General features: G+C 40.2%; 20 protein-coding genes and 1 pseudogene. 10 read left to right on the plus strand and 11 right to left on the minus strand.

Features of this window, described 5'->3' with window-relative positions; all coding sequences use genetic code 11:
• A pseudogene (locus AAEZ22_RS18770) lies at positions 1 to 168 on the plus strand (IS200/IS605 family transposase); the annotation flags it as partial.
• A gap of 240 nt (positions 169 to 408) precedes the next feature.
• Here the strand turns inward: AAEZ22_RS18770 and AAEZ22_RS08640 are convergent.
• From AAEZ22_RS08640 to AAEZ22_RS08650, 3 genes are read right to left on the minus strand one after another with little or no spacing between them, the layout of a single operon-like run.
• On the minus strand, positions 409 to 1,341 hold the full coding sequence (locus AAEZ22_RS08640) for an alpha/beta fold hydrolase (protein WP_352296850.1): 933 nt from the start codon (positions 1,339 to 1,341) through the stop codon (positions 409 to 411).
• A gap of 3 nt (positions 1,342 to 1,344) precedes the next feature.
• Positions 1,345 to 2,760 (minus strand): ATP-binding protein, encoded by a 1,416-nt coding sequence (locus AAEZ22_RS08645; RefSeq protein WP_182676954.1) that lies wholly within the window; start codon positions 2,758 to 2,760, stop codon positions 1,345 to 1,347.
• Complete coding sequence (locus tag AAEZ22_RS08650; RefSeq protein WP_182676952.1) at positions 2,738 to 3,427, minus strand: response regulator transcription factor; 690 nt, start codon at positions 3,425 to 3,427, stop codon at positions 2,738 to 2,740. Before AAEZ22_RS08650 ends, AAEZ22_RS08645 begins: the two co-directional genes overlap by 23 nt.
• A gap of 164 nt (positions 3,428 to 3,591) precedes the next feature.
• Here AAEZ22_RS08650 and AAEZ22_RS08655 point away from each other — a divergent pair, with 164 nt between their 5' ends.
• On the plus strand, positions 3,592 to 4,077 hold the full coding sequence (locus AAEZ22_RS08655; RefSeq protein ID WP_352296853.1) for a Spy/CpxP family protein refolding chaperone: 486 nt from the start codon (positions 3,592 to 3,594) through the stop codon (positions 4,075 to 4,077).
• 236 nt (positions 4,078 to 4,313) lie between these two features.
• On the opposite strand, the gene yacG is transcribed toward AAEZ22_RS08655, so the two are convergent.
• From yacG to nadC, 8 genes are all read right to left on the minus strand, one after another.
• The gene (gene yacG, locus AAEZ22_RS08660) at positions 4,314 to 4,544 is read right to left on the minus strand and encodes a DNA gyrase inhibitor YacG (RefSeq protein WP_011327088.1); all 231 of its coding nucleotides are present in this window, start codon (positions 4,542 to 4,544) and stop codon (positions 4,314 to 4,316) included.
• A gap of 182 nt (positions 4,545 to 4,726) precedes the next feature.
• Entirely contained in the window at positions 4,727 to 6,400 is a 1,674-nt protein-coding gene (gene pilB / locus AAEZ22_RS08665; protein ID WP_352296856.1) for a type IV-A pilus assembly ATPase PilB, read from the minus strand.
• Positions 6,401 to 6,520: 120 nt separating this feature from the next.
• Complete coding sequence (gene coaE, locus AAEZ22_RS08670) at positions 6,521 to 7,153, minus strand: dephospho-CoA kinase (RefSeq protein WP_352296859.1); 633 nt, start codon at positions 7,151 to 7,153, stop codon at positions 6,521 to 6,523.
• Position 7,154: 1 nt separating this feature from the next.
• Positions 7,155 to 8,063: a prepilin peptidase gene (locus AAEZ22_RS08675; RefSeq protein ID WP_352296862.1), complete on the minus strand. Its 909-nt coding sequence runs from the start codon at positions 8,061 to 8,063 to the stop codon at positions 7,155 to 7,157.
• Between the two features lie 36 nt (positions 8,064 to 8,099).
• Positions 8,100 to 9,329 carry a type II secretion system F family protein gene (locus AAEZ22_RS08680; RefSeq protein ID WP_352296865.1) on the minus strand — a complete coding sequence of 410 codons (1,230 nt, stop codon included), beginning with the start codon at positions 9,327 to 9,329 and terminating at the stop codon, positions 8,100 to 8,102.
• Positions 9,330 to 9,366: 37 nt separating this feature from the next.
• The gene (locus AAEZ22_RS08685) at positions 9,367 to 11,034 is read right to left on the minus strand and encodes a PglL family O-oligosaccharyltransferase (protein WP_352296868.1); all 1,668 of its coding nucleotides are present in this window, start codon (positions 11,032 to 11,034) and stop codon (positions 9,367 to 9,369) included.
• A 58-nt stretch (positions 11,035 to 11,092) separates the two neighbouring features.
• Entirely contained in the window at positions 11,093 to 11,521 is a 429-nt protein-coding gene (locus AAEZ22_RS08690) for a pilin (protein WP_352296871.1), read from the minus strand.
• 590 nt (positions 11,522 to 12,111) lie between these two features.
• Entirely contained in the window at positions 12,112 to 12,957 is an 846-nt protein-coding gene (gene nadC, locus AAEZ22_RS08695) for a carboxylating nicotinate-nucleotide diphosphorylase (protein ID WP_352296874.1), read from the minus strand.
• Positions 12,958 to 13,506: 549 nt separating this feature from the next.
• Here nadC and ampD point away from each other — a divergent pair.
• From ampD to AAEZ22_RS08735, 8 genes are all read left to right on the plus strand, one after another.
• Positions 13,507 to 14,061, plus strand: a complete 555-nt coding sequence (ampD, locus tag AAEZ22_RS08700) for a 1,6-anhydro-N-acetylmuramyl-L-alanine amidase AmpD (RefSeq protein ID WP_352296877.1) — start codon at positions 13,507 to 13,509, stop codon at positions 14,059 to 14,061.
• 13 nt (positions 14,062 to 14,074) lie between these two features.
• The gene (gene ampE / locus AAEZ22_RS08705) at positions 14,075 to 14,926 is read left to right on the plus strand and encodes a beta-lactamase regulator AmpE (protein ID WP_352296880.1); all 852 of its coding nucleotides are present in this window, start codon (positions 14,075 to 14,077) and stop codon (positions 14,924 to 14,926) included.
• A 704-nt stretch (positions 14,927 to 15,630) separates the two neighbouring features.
• Positions 15,631 to 16,380, plus strand: a complete 750-nt coding sequence (pdhR, locus tag AAEZ22_RS08710; protein ID WP_011327101.1) for a pyruvate dehydrogenase complex transcriptional repressor PdhR — start codon at positions 15,631 to 15,633, stop codon at positions 16,378 to 16,380.
• A gap of 83 nt (positions 16,381 to 16,463) precedes the next feature.
• Positions 16,464 to 19,130, plus strand: coding sequence for a pyruvate dehydrogenase (acetyl-transferring), homodimeric type (aceE, locus tag AAEZ22_RS08715; protein ID WP_352296883.1), 2,667 nt, complete (start codon positions 16,464 to 16,466; stop codon positions 19,128 to 19,130).
• A 10-nt stretch (positions 19,131 to 19,140) separates the two neighbouring features.
• A complete protein-coding gene (gene aceF / locus AAEZ22_RS08720; protein WP_352296886.1) occupies positions 19,141 to 21,093 on the plus strand; it encodes a pyruvate dehydrogenase complex dihydrolipoyllysine-residue acetyltransferase in 1,953 nt (650 codons plus the stop codon).
• A gap of 157 nt (positions 21,094 to 21,250) precedes the next feature.
• Positions 21,251 to 22,678 (plus strand): dihydrolipoyl dehydrogenase, encoded by a 1,428-nt coding sequence (gene lpdA, locus AAEZ22_RS08725; protein WP_179807198.1) that lies wholly within the window; start codon positions 21,251 to 21,253, stop codon positions 22,676 to 22,678.
• 290 nt (positions 22,679 to 22,968) lie between these two features.
• The gene (locus AAEZ22_RS08730; RefSeq protein WP_352296889.1) at positions 22,969 to 23,424 is read left to right on the plus strand and encodes an REP-associated tyrosine transposase; all 456 of its coding nucleotides are present in this window, start codon (positions 22,969 to 22,971) and stop codon (positions 23,422 to 23,424) included.
• 223 nt (positions 23,425 to 23,647) lie between these two features.
• Positions 23,648 to 24,322, plus strand: coding sequence for a tRNA-uridine aminocarboxypropyltransferase (locus AAEZ22_RS08735; RefSeq protein WP_192532463.1), 675 nt, complete (start codon positions 23,648 to 23,650; stop codon positions 24,320 to 24,322).
• Positions 24,323 to 24,471: the final 149 nt, after the last annotated feature.

Consider the following 24,471-nt stretch of genomic DNA (forward strand, 5'->3'; position numbering starts at 1 on the left):
CGTTAGGAGAATTAAACAATCTACAACGCAAAGTCTATGGTCGAGATTTAAATGGTTTAAAAAGCAATTCTGGGTTAAAAAACATTTTGGTCTGACGGATATTTTGTTTGCTCTGTTGGAAATGCGGCTGCTGATACAATTCGAAAATACATTCAAGAGCAGGGCTAACTATTCCGATTCATCCCATCGACGCCGCTTCGCGTCGATCAATGGGTTTTCTCGGAAAATTTCGATAAAATCTAAACCTTTACCGTAGGCGTGAGTTTACCTCGCGCAAGGTTTAAAACTTAACAAGCGCGGCATAAAGCCCCGCCTACGGTTTAACCCAAACACCGAGCTTGGCTAATTCCTACCAAAACCTGAAATCTGAAACCTACAACCTAATACCTCAAACCTGCTCTTCCACATCTATTCGCAAAACTGGTACAAACTTGTTAGCAGTGGCTGGCGTATTTCATCACGTTCAAATAATAGTTCGTGTTTAGCGCCGGCAAAGCTTTTTATTACTGCTTGGTTATGTCGGTTTGTCAATTTATGTTGCGCGGTGTTATCTACTACTTCGTCGCGCTCTGCGCTGGCTATAAACAGTGGAATATTAATACTTAACTTATCAACCGATGCAATAAAGGTAAATGCGGCTTGTAGCCAGCCATAGGTTACGCCACCAAGCTGCAGCAGTGGGTCTTGATAGGTTTGCCTAAAAAATTTATAACGCACTTGGCTGCTAGTTAATGTATTTAAGGCAAACTCATCTGGGCTGTAATCGTTTTGCCCTAGGGCATAACTTTGTGAAAAACCGAAAAGCACAGCTGCGTTAGCAATTAGTTTTGCCAACGGTTTTGGGGTGTTTTTAGTGTGAATGTCAAACATGGGTGCCGATAAAAACAATCCACTAAAGTTATTTTCAAAATGAGCTAAATAGTCAAAGGCAATTGCGCCGCCCATTGAGTGGCCAAGCAGTATTTTTTTGCCTTGCCAGTGGTTATCAACAATTTGTTGATTAAATAAATGCAGGTCGTGGCGATAATCAGTAAAGCATTTTACATAGCCTTTATGCTTATTAGCTAACTGTCGGTAAGAGCGACCTTGGCCTTGATGATCAACAATAAACACGGCAAAATTATTAGTGTACAGCTCCCACAATAGCTCTTTGTATTTATCAAGCCCTTCTATGCGCCCTGAGCTAATTACAATCGCGGTATGCGCCTTTTCAGGTTTCGCATAGGCATAATACAATTGCCCAGCTGGGGTATTTAAATAGGCTTTAACTAGGGTGTTGTTATAAAAATCATTAATACTGGGTTGATTATTAACAAGCTCGTTTTCGCTGCTGTAAAACATTCTCTACTCTTTTATTATTGGTAAAGTAACCATGGCGCACAGGCCACCTTGTGGTTTATTTGATAAAACCAAGCTGCCGCCATGAGCAATAATGGCATTTTTAGCAATTGCTAAACCTAAACCCGTGCCACCACTCACTCGGTCACGCGCATCTGACTGCCTAAAAAACGGCTCACATAACTTACTAAGCTGGTTGTTTGGTACACCTGGGCCATCATCACATATTTCAATATAAATGGCATCACCGTGCTTTAGGGTAAGGCTAATAGTGTGCTGTGCATATTTAATCGCGTTGCGCAGTAAGTTTTCCAGTGCGCTGGCAATTAGCGCTTCATCGCAATTTAGCGTTACCGCCGCCGAGCCACTTACCTGCAGTTGCTTGTTATGCTGTTTTGCTTCAAAAGTGGCATCGTTAAGTACATGATCAACAATGTCTTGCAGTGACTGTTTGTGTAGCGATAACGCTTGGCTATTTGCCTCTAAGCGCGACACTTGTAATACATCGGCAATCATTTTATCGAGTTGATTGGCTTCTTTTTCTATACGTAGTAAGTACGATTGGCTGGCTTCGCTTGCTTGCATTTGCGCAAGGCCAGTCGCCATTTTTAAACGAGTAAGTGGCGAGCGCAGCTCGTGCGATATATCGGCCAGTAAGCGTTTTTGCGCGCTAATTAATTGCGCTAATTGGTCAGCCATACGGTTAAAGTCGCGACCTAATATACCCAGCTCATCTTTACGATTAACGGATATAGCAGCCCGGGCTGTTAAATCGCCGGCAGAGAGTTTAATAGCCGCTTTTTTTAAGCTATTAATAGGGGCAATTAAGTTACGGCTAAATAAAAAACTTAAAATAAGTGAGGCAATAATCGCAATCGATATTTTTATCCATTTAGGCATTAACATTAAGCGCACGAATAGCGGCGGCTGGTGGTTTATGTCTATTTCGTATAAATAAAAATGGCCCTCAGGTACATTTATACTGATAGGGCCAAAGGCCTGAAAATGCTCGGTAAATATTACCTGCGGCAGCATACTTTTACTAAAATTAAGTAAGCTTAAATCAATATTGCTCGGCACTTCTTTACTGGTTATAAAGTCATCGCTTTGCGCGGCACTTAAATACAATAACTTACGTTTTGATAGCCTAGGGTGAGTAACAATATCGCTCAAGGTACGCTGATGCTTGATAACTGCGCGCTCAATACTTTTAGCGGTATGAGCGAGGTTTTTTTTCATCGGCCCTTTTAATGGCTCATTACTGAGTACATTAATTAGCGTAATATGGCTTAAAAAAACAAGCGCAGCTATGGTACCTATAATAGTAAGCCAGAACCAAATAAACACTTTAAAAAACAAGTAGTGATGCGGTTGCTTTAGCCACGCAAAGTAGGGCGCTTTATTCGCCTTGAATAAAGACATAGCCCGTCCCTCTAATGGTTTTAATTAGCTCGTTAGGTAAGTGCTCAGCTATTTTTTTACGAATGTTGCTAACGTGCATATCAATAGAGCGATCAAACGAGGCTAAGCGTCTGCCAAGTACGTCTTCACTTATTTGCTCTTTACTAACCACCTCGCCAGCACGTTTGGCAAGTAATGCGAGTATTTCGTATTCGGTGCCGGTAAGGGTTAAGGTAGTTTGTTGAATTAATGCTTCACGGGCGGCTAAATTAATAGTAACCCCGTTAACGACTAATTTATTGCTGCTAGTGGCATTCATGCTAGTAATATGTTCAATACGACGCGTAATTGCTTTAACTCGAGCAAGTAACTCACGGTGATTAAAAGGCTTAGGTATGTAATCATCTGCGCCAAGTTCAAGGCCAAAAATACGATCAAAATCTTCGCCTTTGGCGGTAAGCATAATTACCGGCGTAAGTTTGGTTTGCCTAAGTTGTTTAAGTACTTCAAAACCATCAAGGGTAGGCAGCATTACATCAAGTAGTATTAGTGCGTAGTCGTTCGCTTGCGCTAGCTTTAGGCCTTGCTCGCCGTCGTGCACGCTTTGCACGCTAAAGCCTTGCGCGGTTAAATACTCGCTTAATAGCTCACACAAACCTGTGTCGTCATCAATCATTAATAGTTTCATTTTCAAACCCTTGGGTTGTGCCGTATGTGCTGATTTTACCTGCTTAATAGTACAAAAGTGAATCTTTACATAACCTTTACACTGCTTTGCGTTACTTTGCATTGCAGCGGGTATAGTTACCTCAACAGATTAAAACAACCAATCCAATAGTAAAGGTAATGATTATGACTAAAGTAAATACACTTTCAAAACTAGTACTTATTTGTGGCTTAGCAACCGCTACTTTCGGTGCAACCAGTGTTATGGCCAAAGGCGATATGCATAAGCAAGGTCGCCACTCACAAGCGCACTTTTTACTATCGGAGCGCGGCGCTGATAAACTCGATTTAACACAAGAGCAGCAAACTAAATTAGAAGCTATATTTGCAGCACAAAAAACGCAAATGCAAGCACTTAAAGGCACCGACAAAGAAGCGCACAAAGCACAGCGTACCGCTCACAAAGCTAAAATGGAAAGCTTATTATCGGCAGCAACGTTTGACGAAAATGCAGCAAAAGAGCTACTAGCTCAACGCCACGAAAAAGGTGAGGAAATGGGTTTAATTAAATTAAAAACTCAGCACCAAGTGTGGCAAGTTCTAAATGCAGAGCAGCAAGAAAAGTTTGCAAAAATGCAAAAGCGCATGGGTAAGAAAAAACATTCAAAATAGCTTTTAGTTGGATAAGTTTTTGGCTAGATAAAATAAAACACCGAGTTCAATTTGAGCTCGGTGTTTTGCTTTGTATGTTGTTTAAGTAAAACAAGGTGTCAGGTTTTAGATAGAGACAAAGCCAAGCACGGTGTTTAAATTACCCGTAGGCGGGGCTTTATGCCGCGCTGGTTAAAATTTAAAAACGATTGCGCGAGGTAAACTCTCGCCTACAAACTCTAGGCAAAACCTACTTACTACTTAAAAAAGTCATCTTCATTTTTTGCCATCATGGCTTCTATGTCTTCAATCATGTCTTGGCTAAAATCTTCAGCTGAAGTGATAGGGGCTGAAATTCTATTATTTTCAAACGACCATTCGCCTAAATCAATAAGCTGACAACGTTTTGAACAAAATGGGCGGTGTGGGCTTTGCTCTGACCATTCAACCTTACTTTTACAGGTTGGGCAGTTAACAATAGTTGGCATAGTAATCTCTCAATCTTGTTTTAAATGGTGCTGTCTAATAGCTAAACTCTAAGTCAGTTTAAATGCTTTTAGTATTGTATTGGCTTTTATAGGGTCGTATCATTTTTCTGATACCTGATACCTGATACCTGATACCTGATACCTGATACCTGATACCTGATACCTGATACCTGAATCTTATATTAAAAACTCGTTACTCGATTAATTTCAGCTAACGAGGTCATGCCGTCGGCGGCTTTACGAATGCCCGATAAACGCAGGTTATTAAATCCGGCTTTAAGCGACACTTCAGCTATTTCTAGTGAGTTACCACCGCGCATTATAATTTGTGCTATTTCTGGGGTAATTTTCATTACTTCGTAAATACCTACACGGCCTTTATAGCCATCGGTACAGTTTTCGCAACCTTTAGGAGCATACAGAGTCATTTCACTAATTTGCTGCTGGCTAAAACCTTGGCGCAGTAGTTCTTCGCTAGGTAAATTTTCAGGCGTTTTACATTTAGGGCATAAGCGGCGCGCTAGGCGCTGAGCTATAATTAAGCTAATAGAACTTGCTACGTTATATGCCGGTACGCCCATGTTTAATAAACGGGTAATGGTTTCGGGCGCCGAGTTAGTATGCAAGGTCGAAAGCACTAAGTGACCTGTTTGCGCCGCTTTAATTGATATTTCAGCGGTTTCTAGGTCACGTATTTCACCTACCATTACTACATCGGGATCTTGGCGTAAAAATGCGCGCAATGCGTTGGCAAAGGTCATATCGGCTTTAATATTAATTTGTACTTGGTTAACCCCTTCGAGGTTAATTTCTACCGGATCTTCGGCGGTACTAATATTACGCTCAGGCTGGTTTAATATATTTAAGCCGGTGTAAAGCGATACCGTTTTACCCGAGCCAGTAGGCCCAGTTACTAATATCATCCCTTGTGGTTGCTCAAGCGCATCCATATACAGCTTTTTTTGCTCAGGTTCGTAACCTAATACATCAATGCCAAGCATGGCGCTAGATGAATCAAGAATACGCATTACAATTTTTTCGCCCCACAAGGTGGGCATGGTGCTTACCCGAAAGTCGACACTTTTACGTTCGGTTATTTTTAGCTTTATACGGCCATCTTGCGGTTTACGCTTTTCGGCAATATCAAGGCGCGACATTACTTTAATACGCGCCGAAAGCTTAGTAGCTAAAGTGTTTGGTGGGCTGGCTACTTCGTGCAAAATGCCATCAATTCTAAAGCGAATTCGGTATTTGTGCTCGTAGGGTTCAAAGTGTAAATCAGACGCACCTTTTTTAATCGCATCCATTAATATTTTATTGATGTAAACAATGATTGGTGCATCGTCTTTATCATCGTCTTTAGGAGTGTCTTTTTGTATATCGGCGTCTAGTTCGGCAAACTCTTTAAACTCGTCATCACTTAAATTTAAGCTGCCAGAGGCATCAAGCAATTGTTCTATTTTTTTATCGAGTTGAATGTAGTCAACCACTACCACTTCGCAAGACAAGCCGGTACTAAATTCAAAGTTTTCAAATGCGCCGTAATCGGTAGGATCAGAGGCGGCAATATACACTTTTCTGCCTTTTTGTACTAAAGGCAAAATATGATGTTTACGGATCAGTTTTTCTTTTACTAACTCAGGAGAAATAAGTGCAGTATTAAAGTCTTTTAAATCAAAAAAAGGCACCCTAAATAAATCAATGCATTGCGCCGCTAAATCTTTACTTTCAATTTTTCCACATTTAGCAATAAGCTCAGCAGTAGAGGCAAACTCTTGCTGTTTAGTTTTTACTATACCGGCATCAACACGGCCAAGGGTAATAAATTTTCTTAATAACGGTGAGTTAATATTCATTGCGCACCTGTATAAATCCTTCAATAGTTAGCAATTTATCAGAAAAAAGCAGGGATTACATTGCCCATCACAATCTAGGCTAATTTTAGCAACTAAAATAACTGTTTTTATAATTTATGGCTATTTTAACGCCAGTTTTAAATAGCCTTTATGTAAAGCTATTAAGTCGTGCTTAACCAAAGCTAAGCTACGATCGTTATCTAAAATATCATCTGCTTGTTGTTGTTTTTGTTCTCGCGACATTTGCGCGGCAATAATACTATTTACTTGCTCTAAGCTTATGTTATCACGTTTAACCGTGCGCTCTATTTGCACATTTTTTGGCACGTCTATAAGTAAAGTGCGGTTACAGTATTTATCGAGGCCGTTTTCAAAAAGTAGCGGGGCAACCAGTATCACATAAGGACTGGTGGCGTTATTTAAATCGGTAATAATTTGCTGGCGAATAAGTGGGTGTAACAGGGCATTTAACCAGTTTTTATACTCAGTATTGCTAAAAACTAGCTCGCGTAAAGCACTGCGGTTTAAATTGCCATCAGCTAAGAGTATATCAGCACCAAAGTGTGCAACAATTGCCTTTAGCCCTTCGCTGCCTGGCTCAACTACTTGGCGCGCAATAATATCGGCATCAACAACGCAAATACCCAGCGCTTCAAGCATATTGCTTACAGCCGTTTTACCACAGCCTATACCGCCAGTTAAACCCAGCACCCAATTATTTATGTTTGTTACTTTAACAGTTTGTTCGCTCATATTAGTAACCAATTAAATTAAAGTAGCTAGTTTGCAATTGCTCGCCCCATAACATGGTGATCCAGCCTGCAATAGCAAGGTAGGGGCCAAACGGAATGGGCGTAGCTTTGTCTTTACCTTGAATAGTTAATAGTGCAATACCAATAATGGCGCCCACTACGCTCGAGAGCAAAATAATGGTTAATAATGATTGCCAGCCAAGCAAAGCACCAAACACGGCAAGTAATTTAAAGTCGCCATAGCCCATGCCTTCTTTACCGGTAAGTAATTTAAATAGCCAAAATACGCTCCACAAACTTAAATAGCCGCAAGCCGCCCCAATAATGGCATCAGTTGGGGTAACGGTATAGCCCAGTACTGCTGCAATAAGCGCCAGCCATACTAGCGGTAGGGTAATTTGGTCGGGCAGTAGCATATGGTCAATATCAATAAAGGTAAGTGCCACTAAAGCCCAAGTAATTGCTATATAAAGTAAAGCCTGCTCGGTAGCGCCTAGCTTATACGCAACTACTAAGCTTAATAGTGCAGTTATTGCCTCTACTATAGGGTAGCGAGCCGATATAGGGTTACTACAACTGGCGCATTTACCTTTTAAAAATAACCAGCTAACAACAGGAATGTTTTGCCACGCTTTAATTGCAGTTTTACATTTAGGGCAGGTAGAGTTGGGCTTTACTAAATTAAAAGTTGAGTTTAAACCTGAACTAAAAGGCTCGTTAGTGTTTGCTTTATTACTTTTCAGCTCGCTTTCTAGCAGCAAACGGCATTCGCCTTGCCATTCGCGTTGCATCATTAGTGGCAAACGGTAAATAACTACGTTTAAAAAACTGCCAACACACAAACTCACTAAGCCAATAGTGGTTAAATAAAACCATAATTGGCTTTGCATTACTTCTATAATACTTTGCATATAACGACCAAATAATTAAATAATGAGCTTAAAAACCTAAACAACTGCACCAAGTTGGAATATAGGCAAGTACATGGCAATAATTAAACCACCAACTAGCACGCCTAATACGGCCATGATTAATGGTTCTAGCAAGCTTGATAGTCCATCTACTGCATCATCAACTTCTTGCTCATAAATAGTCGCTACCTTACCTAGCATGCCATCGAGCGAGCCTGACTCTTCACCAATAGCCACCATTTGTATTACCATATCAGGGAATATTTTAGAGTTACGCATTGCCCAGTTCATTTGATTACCCGAGCTAACTTCGGCTTTTATATCTAAAATGGCATAGCGGTAAACCGCATTACCTGAGGCGCCTGCAGCAGAATCCAGCGCATCAACTAGCGGTACACCAGCAGCAAAGGTAGTCGAAAGTGTACGAGCATAACGGGCAACAGCAGCTTTATTTAAAATCATGCCAATGATTGGCAGTTTTAAAACAGCTCTGTCGGTAGCATCGCGGAGTTTTAAGCTTTTTAGTTTGGCCTCTTTAAACGCCCAGCCGAATGCAATAATTGCTAATAGCATCATCCACCAATATTCCTGCATAAACTCCGATATACCAATTACAAATAGGGTAAATGCAGGGAGCTCAGCACCAAAGCCGGAAAAAATATCCTGAAACTGCGGCACCACAAATATTAGCAATATTGAGGTAACTATAAGTGCGATAACTAATACCGCAATTGGATAAAACATCGCTTTTTTAATTTTTGATTTTAGTGCTTCAGACTTTTCTTTATAAATGGCCACGCGGTCGAATATTTTATCTAAAGCGCCAGATTGCTCACCCGATGCCACTAAATCGCAATATAAATCATCAAAATAACGGGGGTGGCGTCGCAGAGCTTGCGATAGCGGCTGGCCAGCTTTCACTTCATCAGCAATGGTTTCCATTAGTTTACTAACACTTTTATTGGAAGAGCCTGAGCCGATCATTTCAATTGACTGAATTAACGGTACTCCTGCCATCAGCATGGTAGCAATTTGCCGCGTCACTAATGCAATATCTTTTGGGGTTATTTTTTGTTTGCTAGCTAAACCAAATAACGGCTTTGCTTTACGCTTAACTTTTGATGGGGTGATACCTTGCTTACGCAGTTGTGCTTTTACTAAAGCAATGCTTGCGCCTGTGACTTCTCCTTCAAGACGCTTCCCGCGAGTGCTTACACCAACCCATTGGAATGTGTCGAGGCCTTTGTCTTGTTGTTTCTTTGCCATTGAACCCTACTTTAGTAAGCAAGTTATTTGCTTTTAATTAAGTGTTATTTAACCAAACGCCCGTATTCCATACCTCAATATATTGAGGATATAAATACTTTGCAATTTTAGTCTCATTTTCAGCAAGTTTAAGTGAACCTAACTGCTTTAGCATTCTTATTTTTTCGTATCTTAAGTAAGCACTAGGGTACACTGATAAAAATTCGTTTGACCAATTGACTAACTCAATTAGCTTAGCCCTGTTATTGGTTAAAATAGCCTCCTCAATTACAGTTGATTTGGATAATATATTTATAGATTTAAAATCAGAAATAGGGTTAATTATTGCATTCAGATATTTATAGTTTTGCGTTTTAACATAGTTAAAAACTTGTTTAGAGGTATGAATAGCTGAGATTGAAAATACTGTAACTAATATGAATAAAATTAAGGTCAATATTTTTATAGCACTAATAACCATTTTCGACGTTACATAATGACTAACGCTACCAGACTTCGAGTTGATGAAAGCTAATAAAATAATAAATACAATAAAGTGAGGTATGGAGTGATAAAAAGGTAATTCTACTTGTAAGTGAAATAGTATAGGAACTAATAGCAGTAATAATTTACCTCGAACTCTTTTTTTCGTATGGAATATATTTTTTGCGAGCGCAGTAATAAGAAGTATAAAAGCGATTAAAGTTATAACACCACCTTCAAGATACCAGTAGAGCAACTCATTATGGGGGTGGGCAACACTTTTGGCTATATTCGTATTATTTCGTTGCTCTGCTTCTATTGCGCTTTGGCCTAAAAGTGCATTGTGGAAGCTGCCATAACCGTAGCCTAGTATCGGTTTTTTGAGGATTAAGTTTAGTGTGTCCTCATATATATAAATGCGAGAGCCTGCGTCCGTAGCGCTGTATTTTCTACCTTGATCATCAGCTTCACCTTTATAAGGTAAAATGTAAGCTAAACTAGTTGAAAGTAATACTAATAATAAAAGTGTTTTTTTTAGTTTTTTATTCCTTACTTGGGTGAGTAAATAAAATAAAATTACAATTCCTAGAGTAATGTAACCAACGCGAGACTCACATAAAAGTGTAACCCAAATCGAGATAAGAGAATTAAAGTATAAAAAGGCTTTAATTTTAGCTGTTAAGTTAGTGTACTGGCTTAAAATAAAAAGTGAAACCGATAGCCCTGTAACTAAAAAAGATGCTAACACATTAGGTTGTTGAAATACGCCATAAGGTCTGCCGTAACTTAAATCAAAATTATAAAAGTAAGAGGTAAAAAGATAATATTGATAAAGCGATAATAGCCCTTCAATAAGTGAAGCTAAAGTAATGAGCAGTAACAACTTTAAATAGAAAGAATTACTTTTATTTATTTGTAGCAAAGAAAGGTAAAGCAGACTTCCCAGTAGTATAGCTATAAATCTTAAAGATTCAGATAAACCTGGGTAAAAGTCGCTCCAAAGATAAGGAAGTAAAACAAGAAGTATAAAAAAGAGCAACGCTTTACTAAATTCGTCATACCTTATGCCAGATTGGTTTATATTTAAAAATGCCGTAAATACTAATAAAGATGTTAGAGCCAAGGTGATAGCATTAAAAGGAAGCTGCAAAGCTTCTCCACCTGTATTGCTAGCATAAAAATGCATAGCAAAAGTGAAAATAGCAGTTAATATAAAAAGGAAGTGTTTTTTTGAGAGTTGCACAGTTTTTTCTTTTAATTTAGAAAGAAAAAGGGCTAAAGAGCCCTTTTAAAATAAAAGATTAACATCCAGTTGGTTTGTAAGATTTAAGTTTAGTGTTAACACTACATGACCAAGCACCAGAGGCGTTTCGATCTAAAGTTATTATTCCACCACTTACTTTTGGACCACCAGCAACGGTCCCTTTAATTTCAGCAACTCCTGTTGAAGCATCAGTTAATTTTGGGGTAACTGCTGAGCATGATTTGATATTAATACCCAGAGCTTTTTGGTCGATAGTTGCTCCAGAAGCACTGCCTTCGTTGATCATAATTTCGAATGCAGTTTTACCTGGTGAAATCTCCGCTAAACAAGCAGTCACTTGAGATTTTGCTGTGTAATTTTGATATGCAGGTAATGCAATAGCAGCAAGAATACCTATAATTGCTACTACGATCATTAATTCAATTAGGGTGAAACCCTTTTGGTTCTGTTGTGTCATTGTTTTCATGTTTCCTCTCCTAAAGGATAATGTTGTGGTAAATAAACGTTATTTAAGTAGCATTAGTGCTTGGCTTAATTTGTTTATTTAACCTGTTTACTTAATTTGTTTATTTAACCTGTTTACTTAATTTGTTTATTTAACCTGTTTACTTAATTTGTTTATTTAAACTGTTTACCTAAAGAAACAACTTTACTGTACAGCGTATTTTAGTTTGTATAAACAAGAACACGCTGTGCATTTAGTTATTAAAGTTACCAATATTTAGCACTTTAATGTGTTATTTAGTTACTTTTATATTTATAAATTAGCTTATATTTTTAGGTATAGCTGTATAAATACTTAACTTTATTATGCATTTCATTGCACTCATTAATATTAAACCAGCTAATTAGTGCTTTTATATTAATGGTACATTCATTTATAGTACAACAGCGTGAGTTTACCACTGCTTTTTACTTTTTAGTACATGGATTATATTTAAAAAAAGTATTTTATTTAACAAAATGCTAAAAAACAATCCTTTCGGGTTATTTAATGCTTTATAGTATCTATTGTCAATGAATTAGCGCAGTTTAAATTTAAAGTCTGCGTTATTATTAATCAAATCGCATTGATAAATCGATTGATTGTAAGTTTTTTGTTAACGCCCCGCTCGATATAAAGTCTACCCCAGCTTGTGAGTAAGTTTTAAGCGTTTGTAAGGTCATATTGCCCGAAACTTCAAGTTTTGCGCGTTTGTTAGTAACTACTACAGCTTGCTTAATTTGCTCTACGTTAAAGTTGTCGAGCATTATAATATCGGCACCCGCATCAAGCGCTTGTTTTAGATCAACAAGTGATTCAACTTCTACTTCAATTGGTTTGTTTGGTTGGTTTTGTTTAGCTTGCGCCACGGCTTTGTTTATACCGCCACACGCCGCTATGTGATTTTCTTTTATTAAAAACGCGTCGTATAAACCAATACGGTGGTTTGCACCGCCGCCACATTTAACGGCGTACTTTTGTAAAATGCGTAAACCAGGTATGGTTTTACGGGTATCGAGTAGTTGGGTTTTTGTACCCGCAAGTTCTTTTACATAATGAGCTGTGGTAGTAGCAGTACCCGAAAGTGTTTGTACAAAGTTAAGTGCTGTACGCTCGGCAGTTAAAATAGCGCGAGCCGAGCCTGTTGCTGTAAATAAAGTACTGTTAGCTGTAACTGCATCGCCATCGTTTACTAGTACATTTACTACAACGCTTGGATCTACTTGTTTAAATACTTCAATAATTAGGTCTTTACCACAAAATATGCAGTCTTCGCGGGTAATTACTTTAGCGCTTGCTTGCTCGTTTGCAGGAATAAGTTGCGCGGTAATGTCGCCAATTTCAGCACTTTGGTAATTTAAATCTTCACCAAGTGCAAGAGTAACTAGTTGACTAACTAAAGTGTGTGGAATAGGCATAAAAAAGCTCGTAACAGTAAATAAATTAAGCAAATTTTACTATGTTTGAATTGCAATAACCAGCTTTGTGGTAAAGGCTGGTATCAGGTTTTAGGGAAGAGCAGGTTTTAGGTTTCAGGTATCAGGGAAGAGCAGGTTTCAGGTATCAGGTATCAGGTTTTAGATAGAGATAAGCTCGATGTTTAAATTACCTGTAGGCGAGGGATTTGCCACCGCGCCGCACGTAGTGCGAAAAACATATTCACAAAGAGGTTAAAAGCCGCTGCGCTTTAGAGTAGTAAAAATAAATTAGCTGTTTAAGTGGCTTCTCATTTACTCTCATTGTCTTCTCTTTGTGAAAAGGGTCGGTTTTAGGTAAAGATCAAAGCAAGCTCGGTGTTTAGGTTATGTGTAGGCGAAGCTTTATGCCGCGCTGGTTAAAATTAAAAAGCTGTGCGAGGTAAATTCCCGGCTACAAATTCGGTGGTTGGTAAGCTTTTATTGCTGCGTCTATCATTTTTAAACTAAATCCTTTAGCATCGATATTATGTAGATCTTTTGATTTAAATTATGAACATAGATTTAAATGGGGTGGTAAATTGTGCTGTGCAGCGTGGTTGTTCGCATTTTGATGAGCGCCCGAGTGATACAGACGTTTCTTTATTGGTAATTCACAATATATCCTTGCCGGCGGGGCAGTTTGGTACACCTTATGTTGATGATTTATTTATGGGTACGCTTAATTGTGAAGCGCATAGCAGCTTTAGCGATTTACACGGTGTGCGGGTGTCGGCGCATTGCTTTATTAAACGCAGCGGTGAGCTAGTGCAGTACGTCCCATTTACCAAGCGAGCATGGCATGCTGGGGCGTCTGAGTTTAAAGGGCAAACTAACTGCAATAACTTTAGCATTGGCATTGAGCTTGAGGGAACCGACACCACAGCTTATACTTTAGCGCAATACACTAGTTTAAAAATATTAAGTAAAGCCATAATGCAACGCTATCCAAATATAACAACAGAGCGAATTGTAGGGCATTGCGATATAGCACCAGGGCGAAAAACAGACCCCGGTAGTAGCTTTAACTGGCATTTATTTTTAACTATGCTTAAACAATCAGGCTAAGTGAGTAACAACAATGATTTTGGTTTCGATAATAATTGCATTAATACTTGAGCGCTTAGGTGCTCGTTCAGCCCATTGGCAAATTAGCTACTACGCAGACGGTTACGTAAATCGCTCGGCAAACCTGCTCACTAATAAAGGTGTATTTGGCTCGGGTTTTGGTTTTTTAGTGTGGTTACTTTTACCTGTACTGGCCATTGGTTGTTTATATTTGCTATCTGACTTTGTGCTGTGGCAACTTATTTTTAATGTAACAATATTATTAGTCTGCTTTGGTTGTGCTAAACAGCGTGCTTTATATAAGTCGTACTTAAACGCTTTAACGCGAGATGATAAAACCGCAGCCACTTTATATGCACTGCAAATAGGTCAAAATCGCACAGAAGAAGAACAAGACGGCGAAACAGTGGGGCAAACTCTGGCGTGGGTTAACTTTAGATTTTACTGCGCGGTTATTTTTTGGTTTGTAATATTAGGCGCAGCCGGTGCGGTTTTATATGCACTCGTACGCACATTCGCCGACTTAGTAACGCAAGATGACGACGAAATAATAGCAAAGCATTCTAAAATGCTACACAGATTATTATTTTGGCTTGACTGGTTACCAGCGCGCATTACCAGCTTTGGCTATTTAGTAATAGGTAACTTTAATAAAGGCACTAGTTGCTGGTTACGCTACGCGCTTGATTTTTCAAGCCCTAACCGCAAAGTGGTTACTTACACCGCCTTAGCCGCAGAGCAAGTAGAAAAACGCTACTACGACTGCGCGTACGAAGCCACTTGTATGATTAAACTGGTAAAACGTAATGTATTGTTTTATTTAGTACTGATTGCATTATTAACCCTGTTTGGTGGGCTGGATTAAAGGGCAGGCTTTAGGCGTCAGGTTTTAGGAAGAGATAAAGCCAAGCTCGGTGTTTGAGGTTATACGTAGGCGAGGGGCTTGCCACCGCGCACGTAGTGCGAATGTTTTAAGTAATTATATTTTTGTTAAAAATATCGCGCCAGCAAGCTTGGCACTTATAAATTCCAGACAAAAGATAAAACTAAGCACGGTGTGTGGATTGTGTAAGTGCGGTTTTACACCTCACCTTTCAAAAAAGATACTATTTCACAAAGAGAAGGCAATGAGAGTAAATGAGAAAACATTAAAAAGTTAGCATTTTAAGCTATTACTTTTCACTGCTCTAAAGCGCAGCGCTCTCTTAGCCTCTTTGTGAATAAACGGGCTTTAATTAAAGTTACACTGCGGACTACGGGGTGTTTACTTATTTTTGACTGCTAACACCTAAACTCTCCGCTATCACTTTTACCCTCCCTGGTCTGACCAATTTATTTTCGTCTCATTTACCTTTCTTTATTTATACTATTTTGTGTATTCTTTAAACTTTGCGCTGAATGCGTTACGCTGGCTAAGTGTCCTTAAAGCTACTGTAAATTGACAGCAATTAGGCTTTTTGTTACCGTATGTCAAAATTTGGTATGACCAATTTACCTTTTGGCTAAATTGTTCAGTTCAAAGCCTGGTTTTAAGGGCTTTTGGTATTTATACAACGCGGACGTTGACTGATGTCTTTAAAGATTAAAGCTGCAAAATTATCGGATGTGATTTTACAACAACTTGAGAACATGATTCTTGAGGGGTCGTTGGCACCAGGCGAAAAACTGCCACCGGAGCGTGAGTTAGCTAAGCAATTTGAAGTGTCGCGGCCATCACTGCGCGAAGCGATTCAAAAGCTTGAAGCTAAAGGTTTAGTAACCAGACGCCAAGGCGGCGGTACGTATGTAAAAAATCAGCTCGAAGAAGGGCTTACTGATCCGCTGTTTGATTTGATCAGTAAACATCCTGAGTCGCAGTTTGATTTACTTGAATTTCGCCATGCATTAGAAGGAATTGCTGCGTATTACGCTGCACTGCGTGGCACCAATAACGATTTTATTAAAGTAAAACAGAGCTTTGATCAAATTGCTTTGGTACAAGACGACCTACAACAAAAAGCGAAAGCAATAAATGCTTTTCATTTTTGTATTGCAGAGGCGTCACATAACATTGTTTTACTACATTTAGTGAGAGGCATGCAGGCATTGCTTGAGCAAAATGTATTACAAAATTTAACCGTGTTATTAACAAAATCAGATATCAGTAACCAATTAGGCCACCACCGTGGCTTGCTAATGGATGCTGTTATTGAAGGTAAGCCCGAAGAAGCACGCTTAGCTAGTAATGCGCATTTAGCATATATAGAAGAAGCATTACTTGAAGCGGGTAAAGAACATTCGCGAATTGAACGCAGTTTAAGACGCACTAAACAAAATTAAGCAAATACATCCTTACTCAAAATTAGTAAGTGGGATGTGTTAAATACACAACATTCGTATTTTAAACATAAGGAAACCTCCATATGTCTGAAGTCAATAAAATTGACGTAGACGCGCTAGAAACACAAGAGTGGTTACAAGCTCTTGAATCGGTTGTGCGCGAAGAAGGTGTTGAACGAGCTCAGTTTTTACTTGAGCAAGTGTTAGAGCAAGCCCGTTTAGATGGCGTAGATATGCCAACGGGTATTACCACTAACTACGTCAATACAATTCCGGTAGAGCAAGAACCTGCCTACCCGGGAGATGTAAATATTGAACGCCGTATTCGTTCAATAATTCGTTGGAACGCGATAATGATTGTATTGCGTGCATCGAAAAAAGATCTCGATTTAGGCGGCCATATGGCGTCTTACCAATCGTCTGCGGCATTTTATGAAGTGTGTTTTAACCACTTTTTTAAAGCACCAAACGATGTAGACGGCGGCGACTTAGTTTATTACCAGGGGCATATTTCTCCGGGTATTTATGCACGCGCATTTGTTGAAGGGCGTTTATCGGCATCGCAGCTAGATAACTTCCGTCAAGAAGTAGGTGGCGAAGGTTTACCGTCGTACCCGCATCCTAAATTAATGCCTGAATTTTGGCAGTTTCCTACGGTTTCTATGGGCCTTGGTCCTATTTCGTCTATTTACCAAGCACGCTTTTTAAAATACCTAGACGGCCGTGGCTTAAAAGACACTAAAAACCAACGTGTATATGCGTTTTTAGGTGATGGCGAAATGGATGAGCCAGAATCACGTGGCGCTATTTCATTTGCTGCACGCGAAAAGCTAGACAACCTATGTTACTTAGTTAACTGTAACTTACAGCGCCTAGATGGCCCAGTTATGGGTAACGGTAAAATTATTCAAGAGCTAGAGGGCCTATTTAAAGGCGCTGGCTGGAACGTAATTAAGCTAGTGTGGGGCAGCGGTTGGGATATATTACTGGCTAAAGATAAAACCGGTAAGTTATTACAACTAATGAACGAAACGGTTGACGGCGATTACCAAACGTATAAAGCAAAAAATGGCGCGTATGTACGTGAACATTTCTTTGGTCGTTACCCTGAAACAGCAGCACTTGTTGCTGATATGACAGATGACGAAATTTTTGCGCTTAAGCGTGGTGGTCATGAGCCATCTAAATTATTTGCTGCATTTAAAAAAGCAGAAGAAACCAAAGGTCGTCCTACTGTTATTCTTGCTAAAACCGTTAAAGGTTACGGCATGGGTGAAGCGGCTGAAGGTAAAAATATTGCGCACCAAGTTAAAAAAATGGACATGTCGCATGTTGCACACCTACGCTCACGCCTAGGCCTTGACGATTTAATATCTGAAGAGCAACTAACCGAACTGCCTTATTTAACGCTTGAAGAAGGCACTCCTGAGCACACTTACTTACACGCTCGTCGTGAAGCGCTAAAAGGTTATACACCTAAGCGTATTGCGCGCTTTAGCGAAAAGCTAACAGTGCCAGAAGTAGAAGCGTTTAACCCGCTACTTGAAGAACAAAAACGTGATATTTCTACCACTATGGGTTTTGTTCGTGCTCTTAATATTTTACTAAAAGACAAAGGCATTGGTAAAAACATAGTACCTATTATTGCCGACGAAGCACGTACCTTTGGTATGGAAGGTTTGTTCCGCCAAATTGGTATTTATAACCCACATGGCCAAAACTACACACCTCAAGATCGCGATATTGTTTCTTACTATAAAGAAGCTACATCGGGTCAAGTACTGCAAGAAGGTATTAACGAGTTAGGTGCAATGTCGTCATGGGTTGCTGCAGCAACATCGTACAGCACCAACGATTTACCCATGATCCCATTTTATATTTACTACTCTATGTTTGGTTTCCAACGCGTTGGCGACATGGCATGGATGGCAGGCGATCAGCAAGCACGTGGTTTCTTATTAGGTGCAACAGCAGGGCGTACTACGCTTAACGGCGAAGGCTTGCAACACGAAGATGGCCACAGCCATATTCTTGCCAGCACAGTACCTAACTGTATTTCTTACGATCCAACGTACGCATACGAAGTAGCGGTTATCATTCAAGATGGTATTCGTCGTATGTATGGTGACGATCAAGAAAACATTTACTACTACTTAACGTTAATGAACGAAAACTACCATCAGCCAGCTATGCCAGAAGGCGCTGAAGAAGGTATTCGTAAAGGTATTTACAAGCTAGAAAGCTACGCAGGCAAAAAAGCCAACGTACAGCTATTAAGCTCGGGTACTATTATGACTGAAGTACGTAAAGCAGCTAAAATATTGAGCGAAGACTACGGTGTTGCGTCTGACGTATTCTCGGTAACGTCTTTTAACGAGCTAACGCGCGATGGCCAAGATGTTGAGCGTTTTAACATGCTTAACCCTGAAGGCGAGCAAAAAACAGCGTATATCACTAGCGTATTAAACGATTCAGTAACGGTTGCAGCAACCGATTACATGAAAAACTACGCAGAGCAAGCGCGTTCGTTTATTCCTAGCAATAACTATAAAGTGTTAGGCACCGATGGTTACGGCCGCTCTGATAGCCGCGAAAACCTTCGTCGTCACTTTGAAGTTAACGCAGACTACGTTGTAGTTGCTACGTTATCTGAACTTGCTAAACGTGGTGAAGTTGAAAAGTCGGTAGTTATTGAAGCGCTTAAAAAGTTCAATATCGACACCAACAAACTTAACCCACTGTACGCATAAGAGGTTTGCAATGAGTATTGAAATTAAAGTACCCGATATCGGTGGTGATGAAGTAGAAGTAACCGAAATCTTAGTAGCCGTTGGCGACGTTGTTGAAGTTGACCAAGCATTACTAACCGTTGAAGGCGACAAAGCGTCAATGGAAGTACCGGCCGACACTGCTGGCACAGTAAAAGAGATTAAAGTAAGCATTGGCGACAACGTAGCTACTGGCTCTTTAGTGTTTATCTTTGAAGGCGAGAGTGAAGGCGAAAGTGCAAGTGAAGCTAAAAGCGACACTGCAGCAGAGCAAAAAGCGCCTGCAACTGACGCTAAACCAGCACCAGCGGCTTCTGGCTCTGCAGCAAAAGACGTAACCTTGCCAGATATTGGCGATGACGAAGTTGAAGTAACAGAAATTTTAGTAGCCGTTGGCGACAGCGTTACTGAAGATCAGTCTATTTTAAGCGTTGAAGGCGACAAAGCATCAATGGAAGTACCTGCGCCATTTGCTGGCACAGTTAAAGAAATTAAAGTAGCGACTGGCGATACAGTAAAAACCGGTTCATTGGTATTTGTATTTGAAGTAGCGGGTAGTGAGTCTGCAGCACCTGCTGCTGAGTCAACACCAGCCGAAACTAAAGCAGCGCCAGCGGCCGAGCAAAGCTCAGCATCAAGCACAAAAGAAGTTAACGTGCCTGATATTGGTGGCGACGAAGTTGAAGTGACCGAAATTTTAGTAGCCGTTGGCGACAGCGTTACTGAAGATCAATCGCTATTAAACGTTGAAGGCGACAAAGCAGCAATGGAGCTTCCGGCACCGTTTGCAGGCACAGTTAAAGAAATTAAAGTAGCTACGGGCGATAAAGTATCGACCGGCTCGTTAATTTTTGTTTTTGAAGTTGCTGGTGGCGCACCTGCTGCAGCCGCTAAGCCTGAAGCCGAAAAATCAGCACCTGCTGCTAAAAGCGAAAAGCCAGCGCCAAAAGCCGAAACAGCGACGCAATCTGCTCCAGCAGCTAGCAACGAAAGCTTTGCTGATAACAGCGCGTATGCACATGCATCGCCAGTGGTACGCCGCTTAGCACGTGAGTTTGGTATAAACCTAGCTAACGTAAAAGGCTCTGGTCGTAAAAACCGCGTAGTAAAAGACGACGTGCAAAACTATGTTAAAAACCTAGTTAAGCAAGTTGAATCTGGTCAATTGTCGGCAGGTAAAGGCAATGCAGGCGGTAGTGAGCTTGGGCTTATTCCATGGCCTAAAGTTGATTTTGCTAAGTTTGGCGAAATTGAAGAGAAAAAACTATCGCGTATTCAAAAGCTATCGGGTAAAAACTTACACCGTAACTGGGTGCAAATCCCACATGTTACTCAGTTCGACGAAGCCGATATAACAAGCCTTGAAGAATTCCGTAAAGAGCAAAATGCCCTTAACGAGAAGAAAAAGCTAGGTGTTAAAATTACGCCACTAGTATTTGTAATGAAAGCCGCAGCAAAAGCATTGGCCGAATTTCCAACTATTAACTCGTCACTGTCTAACGACGGCGAAAGCTTAATTCTTAAAAAGTACATTAATATTGGTGTAGCGGTTGATACGCCAAATGGTTTAGTAGTACCTGTGTTTAAAGATGTTGATAAAAAAGGCATTATTGAACTATCGCGCGAGCTAATGGAAGTATCAGCTAAAGCACGCGACGGTAAGCTTACCTCGGCAGATATGCAAGGTGGCTGTTTTACTATTTCAAGCTTAGGCGGTATTGGCGGTACGGCATTTACGCCGATTGTTAACGCGCCAGAAGTGGCTATTTTAGGTGTGTCTAAATCTGAAATGAAGCCAAAATGGAATGGTAAAGAGTTTGAACCAAAACTTATGGTGCCATTGTCAATGTCGTACGACCATAGAGTGATTGACGGTGCGCTAGCAGCACGCTTTACTGTTACGCTGGCAAGCTACATGAGCGATATTCGTCAATTAGTGATGTAATCGCTAAAAATGTATGAAATCAAATCCCAGCCAGTTGTTTTTTGCTGGGATTTTTACCATTTGCAATGATACAATCTTTGCACAGAATTTCTGCCTCGCAGAAGCATGGCAGTTAAACCTTGGGGCTGTGTCCCGTTCAAATAATTAAGGTAATAGCATGAGCAACGAATTAAAAACTCAAGTTGTTGTACTAGGCGGTGGTCCTGGTGGTTACTCTGCGGCTTTCCGTGCTGCTGACTTGGGCTTAGAAGTTACACTAGTTGAGTCTCGCGATACACTAGGCGGTGTATGTCTAAATGTGGGTTGTATCCCTTCAAAAGCGCTTTTACACGTAGCTAAAGTAATTGATGACGCAGCGGCAATGGCCGATCATGGCGTTACTTTTGGCGCACCACAAATTGACTTAGACAAAATCCGTTCATGGAAAGACTCTGTTATTGGCCAACTAACTGGTGGCTTAACTAGCATGTCGAAAATGCGTAAAGTTAAAGTTGTATACGGTTACGGTAAATTTACTGGCAGCAACACCATTGCTGTTGAAGGCACCGACGGTACAACAACAATTACCTTCGATAACGCAATTATTGCTGCAGGTTCTAAACCTGTTAGCTTACCTTTCATCCCAGAAGATGATCGCGTAATTGACTCAACTGGCGCACTAGAGCTTAAAGATATCCCTGAAAAGCTACTTGTACTTGGTGGTGGTATTATTGGTCTGGAAATGGGCACAGTATACCGTGCACTAGGTTCAGCAATCGACGTAGTTGAATTTGCTGATCAACTAGTACCAGCTGCTGATAAAGACATTGTTAAAATTTACCAAAAGTACGTAAGCGACAAATTTAATGTAATGCTTTCTACTAAAGTAACGGGCATTGACGCAAAAGACGATGGCCTGTATGTAACGTTTGAAGGTAAAAACGCACCAGCAGAACCAGTACGTTACGACAAAGTACTTGTAGCTGTTGGCCGTACACCAAACGGTAAGTTACTTGATGCAGATAAAGCAGGCGTTAACGTTGATGAGCGCGGCTTTATTAATGTTGATAAGCAGCTTAAAACAAACGTTGAGCACATTTTTGCAGTGGGCGACATTGTTGGCCAACCTATGCTTGCGCATAAAGCGGTTCACGAAGCACACGTTGCAGCTGAAGTTATTTCTGGTCAAAAACATTACTTTGATCCTAAATGTATTCCTTCAATTGCCTACACAGATCCAGAAATGGCGTGGGTAGGTGTAACTGAAAAAGAAGCAAAAGAGCAAGGCCTTAGCATTGAAACTGCGGTATTCCCGTGGGCTGCATCAGGTCGTGCAATTGCATCTGCACGTACTGAAGGTTCTACTAAGCTTATTTTTGATAAAGAAAGTGGCCGTGTAATCGGTGGCGCTATGGTTGGTATTAACGCAGGCGAAATGCTGGGCGAAATTGGCCTAGCAGTAGAAATGGGCGCAGATGGCGAAGACTTAGCACTTACCATTCATGCTCACCCAACATTGAACGAATCAATTGGCCTAGCAGCTGAAATCTACGAAGGTTCAATCACTGACTTACCAAATAAAAAAGCAGTTAAAAAGAAAAAATAATTTCTTTTAGTTAATTGTTTAAAAACCCAAGCCCAGCTTGGGTTTTTTTTGGCTAAAGGGCAGCGAACAGTAAAAGATAAAAAAGGTTTCAGGTGTCAGGCTGAGATCAGCCAAGCGCGGCACTTGGATTACCTGTAGGCGAGTGGCTTGCCACCGCGCGCACGCAGTGCGAATGTTTTAAGTAATTATATTTCCTTTGAAAATATCAACATCAGCGTTTAATTAACCAGTAAATACTATTTTAATCTCTTTTTACTACTATATTTATTGTAATAAATAGAGGTCATAAAATGTTTGATACAAATAAAAGAGTTAAAGGACGCTATTCAGCGAGTAAGCACTATTACGCAATTACTATTTGTTGCCATAATAAAAAATCAACTTTTAAAGACTTTAACAGTGCGTGCTTAGTGGCAAGAGAGATAAGTTTTTTTACTCAAAATAAAAGTTTACAGACTATTTGCTATTCCTTAATGCCTGACCATCTTCATTGGTTGTTTCAACTGCAAAGTAATGTTCATATTTCTAAAGTTGTTGGTCAATTTAAGAGTATTACAACAGTTAAATTAAATCGCACGCTGGCTTCAAATCAAAAAATTTGGCAGCCTAATTATTATGATCATAAGCTTAGATACGACGATGATTTAATTAATCAGGCTAGGTATATAGTTGCGAACCCTCTACGAGCCAAGTTAGTCCAAAAAGTAGGGGATTATCCATTTTGGGATTGCACCTATTTAGATTAACCCCTCAAAATCAATAAATATTCATTCTTTGGATTCCTCAGTAGGCGAGTGGCTTGCCACCGCGCGCACGTAGTGCGAATGTTTAAGGTATTATATTTTTTAAAAAAATCGCGCCAGCCAGCTTATCGCCTACCAGTAAAATATCCATCTAAAAGCCCTTACATATCTATTTTCATCAAATTTAGCTACAATGCGCGCCTAATTTATTTAAGGTAAACCCCCAGTGAAAAATGCCGTTTTAGCATTACGTGCCCAACAAATAAGCGAATCGCGCCGTGAGTTTAACGCTCGAGGCGCTAAAATGACACGTTGCCAGCAATGCCTACTTGCAGAGCTTTACTGTATTTGTGAAGGGGTTGTACAAGCCGATTGCGACGCCGCTGTGTGTTTACTTATGTATCATAATGAAAGCTTTAAACCTTCAAATACTGGGCGTTTAATTGCCGAAATAGTACCTGAAAACTATGCATTTAGATGGGACAGAACTGATCCCGATGCCAAACTTTTAGCATTAATAAACGATCCTCAATATCAACCTATGGTTGTATTTCCTGCTGAAGATGTAGAGCCGGGCAGAGCGGTAACTGAAGTAAATATAACAGCCGGTAAAAAACCGCTATTTATATTTTTAGACGGCACCTGGCGCGAAGCTAAAAAAATGATCCGCAAAAGTCCGTATTTAGATAACCTTCCGGTATTGTCGATCACTGCCGACAAACTCTCAGACTACCGCCTTCGCGTTGCTCCCCATGCGCATCAACTTGGCACCGCAGAAGTGGCCATTATGGTGTTAGCGTTAGCGGGAGAGAAGGATGCAGCCTCTAAATTAGAACAGCACTTTATAAAATTCCGCGACGCGTACTTATTAGGTAAACGCAATAAAGGCAGGCCAGAGTAAAAGGGCTGGTTTCAGGCAGAGATTAAACCAAAATCGGTGTTTAAGTTGCTCGTAGGCGGGGCTTTATGCCGCGCTTGTTAAAATTAAAAAACAGATCGAGGTAAACTCCCGTCTACAAGTCGGTCTATATCACTTATCTATAGCTTAAA

Source organism: Pseudoalteromonas sp. 20-MNA-CIBAN-0454, assembly GCF_040308685.1.
GTDB lineage: Bacteria > Pseudomonadota > Gammaproteobacteria > Enterobacterales > Alteromonadaceae > Pseudoalteromonas > Pseudoalteromonas nigrifaciens.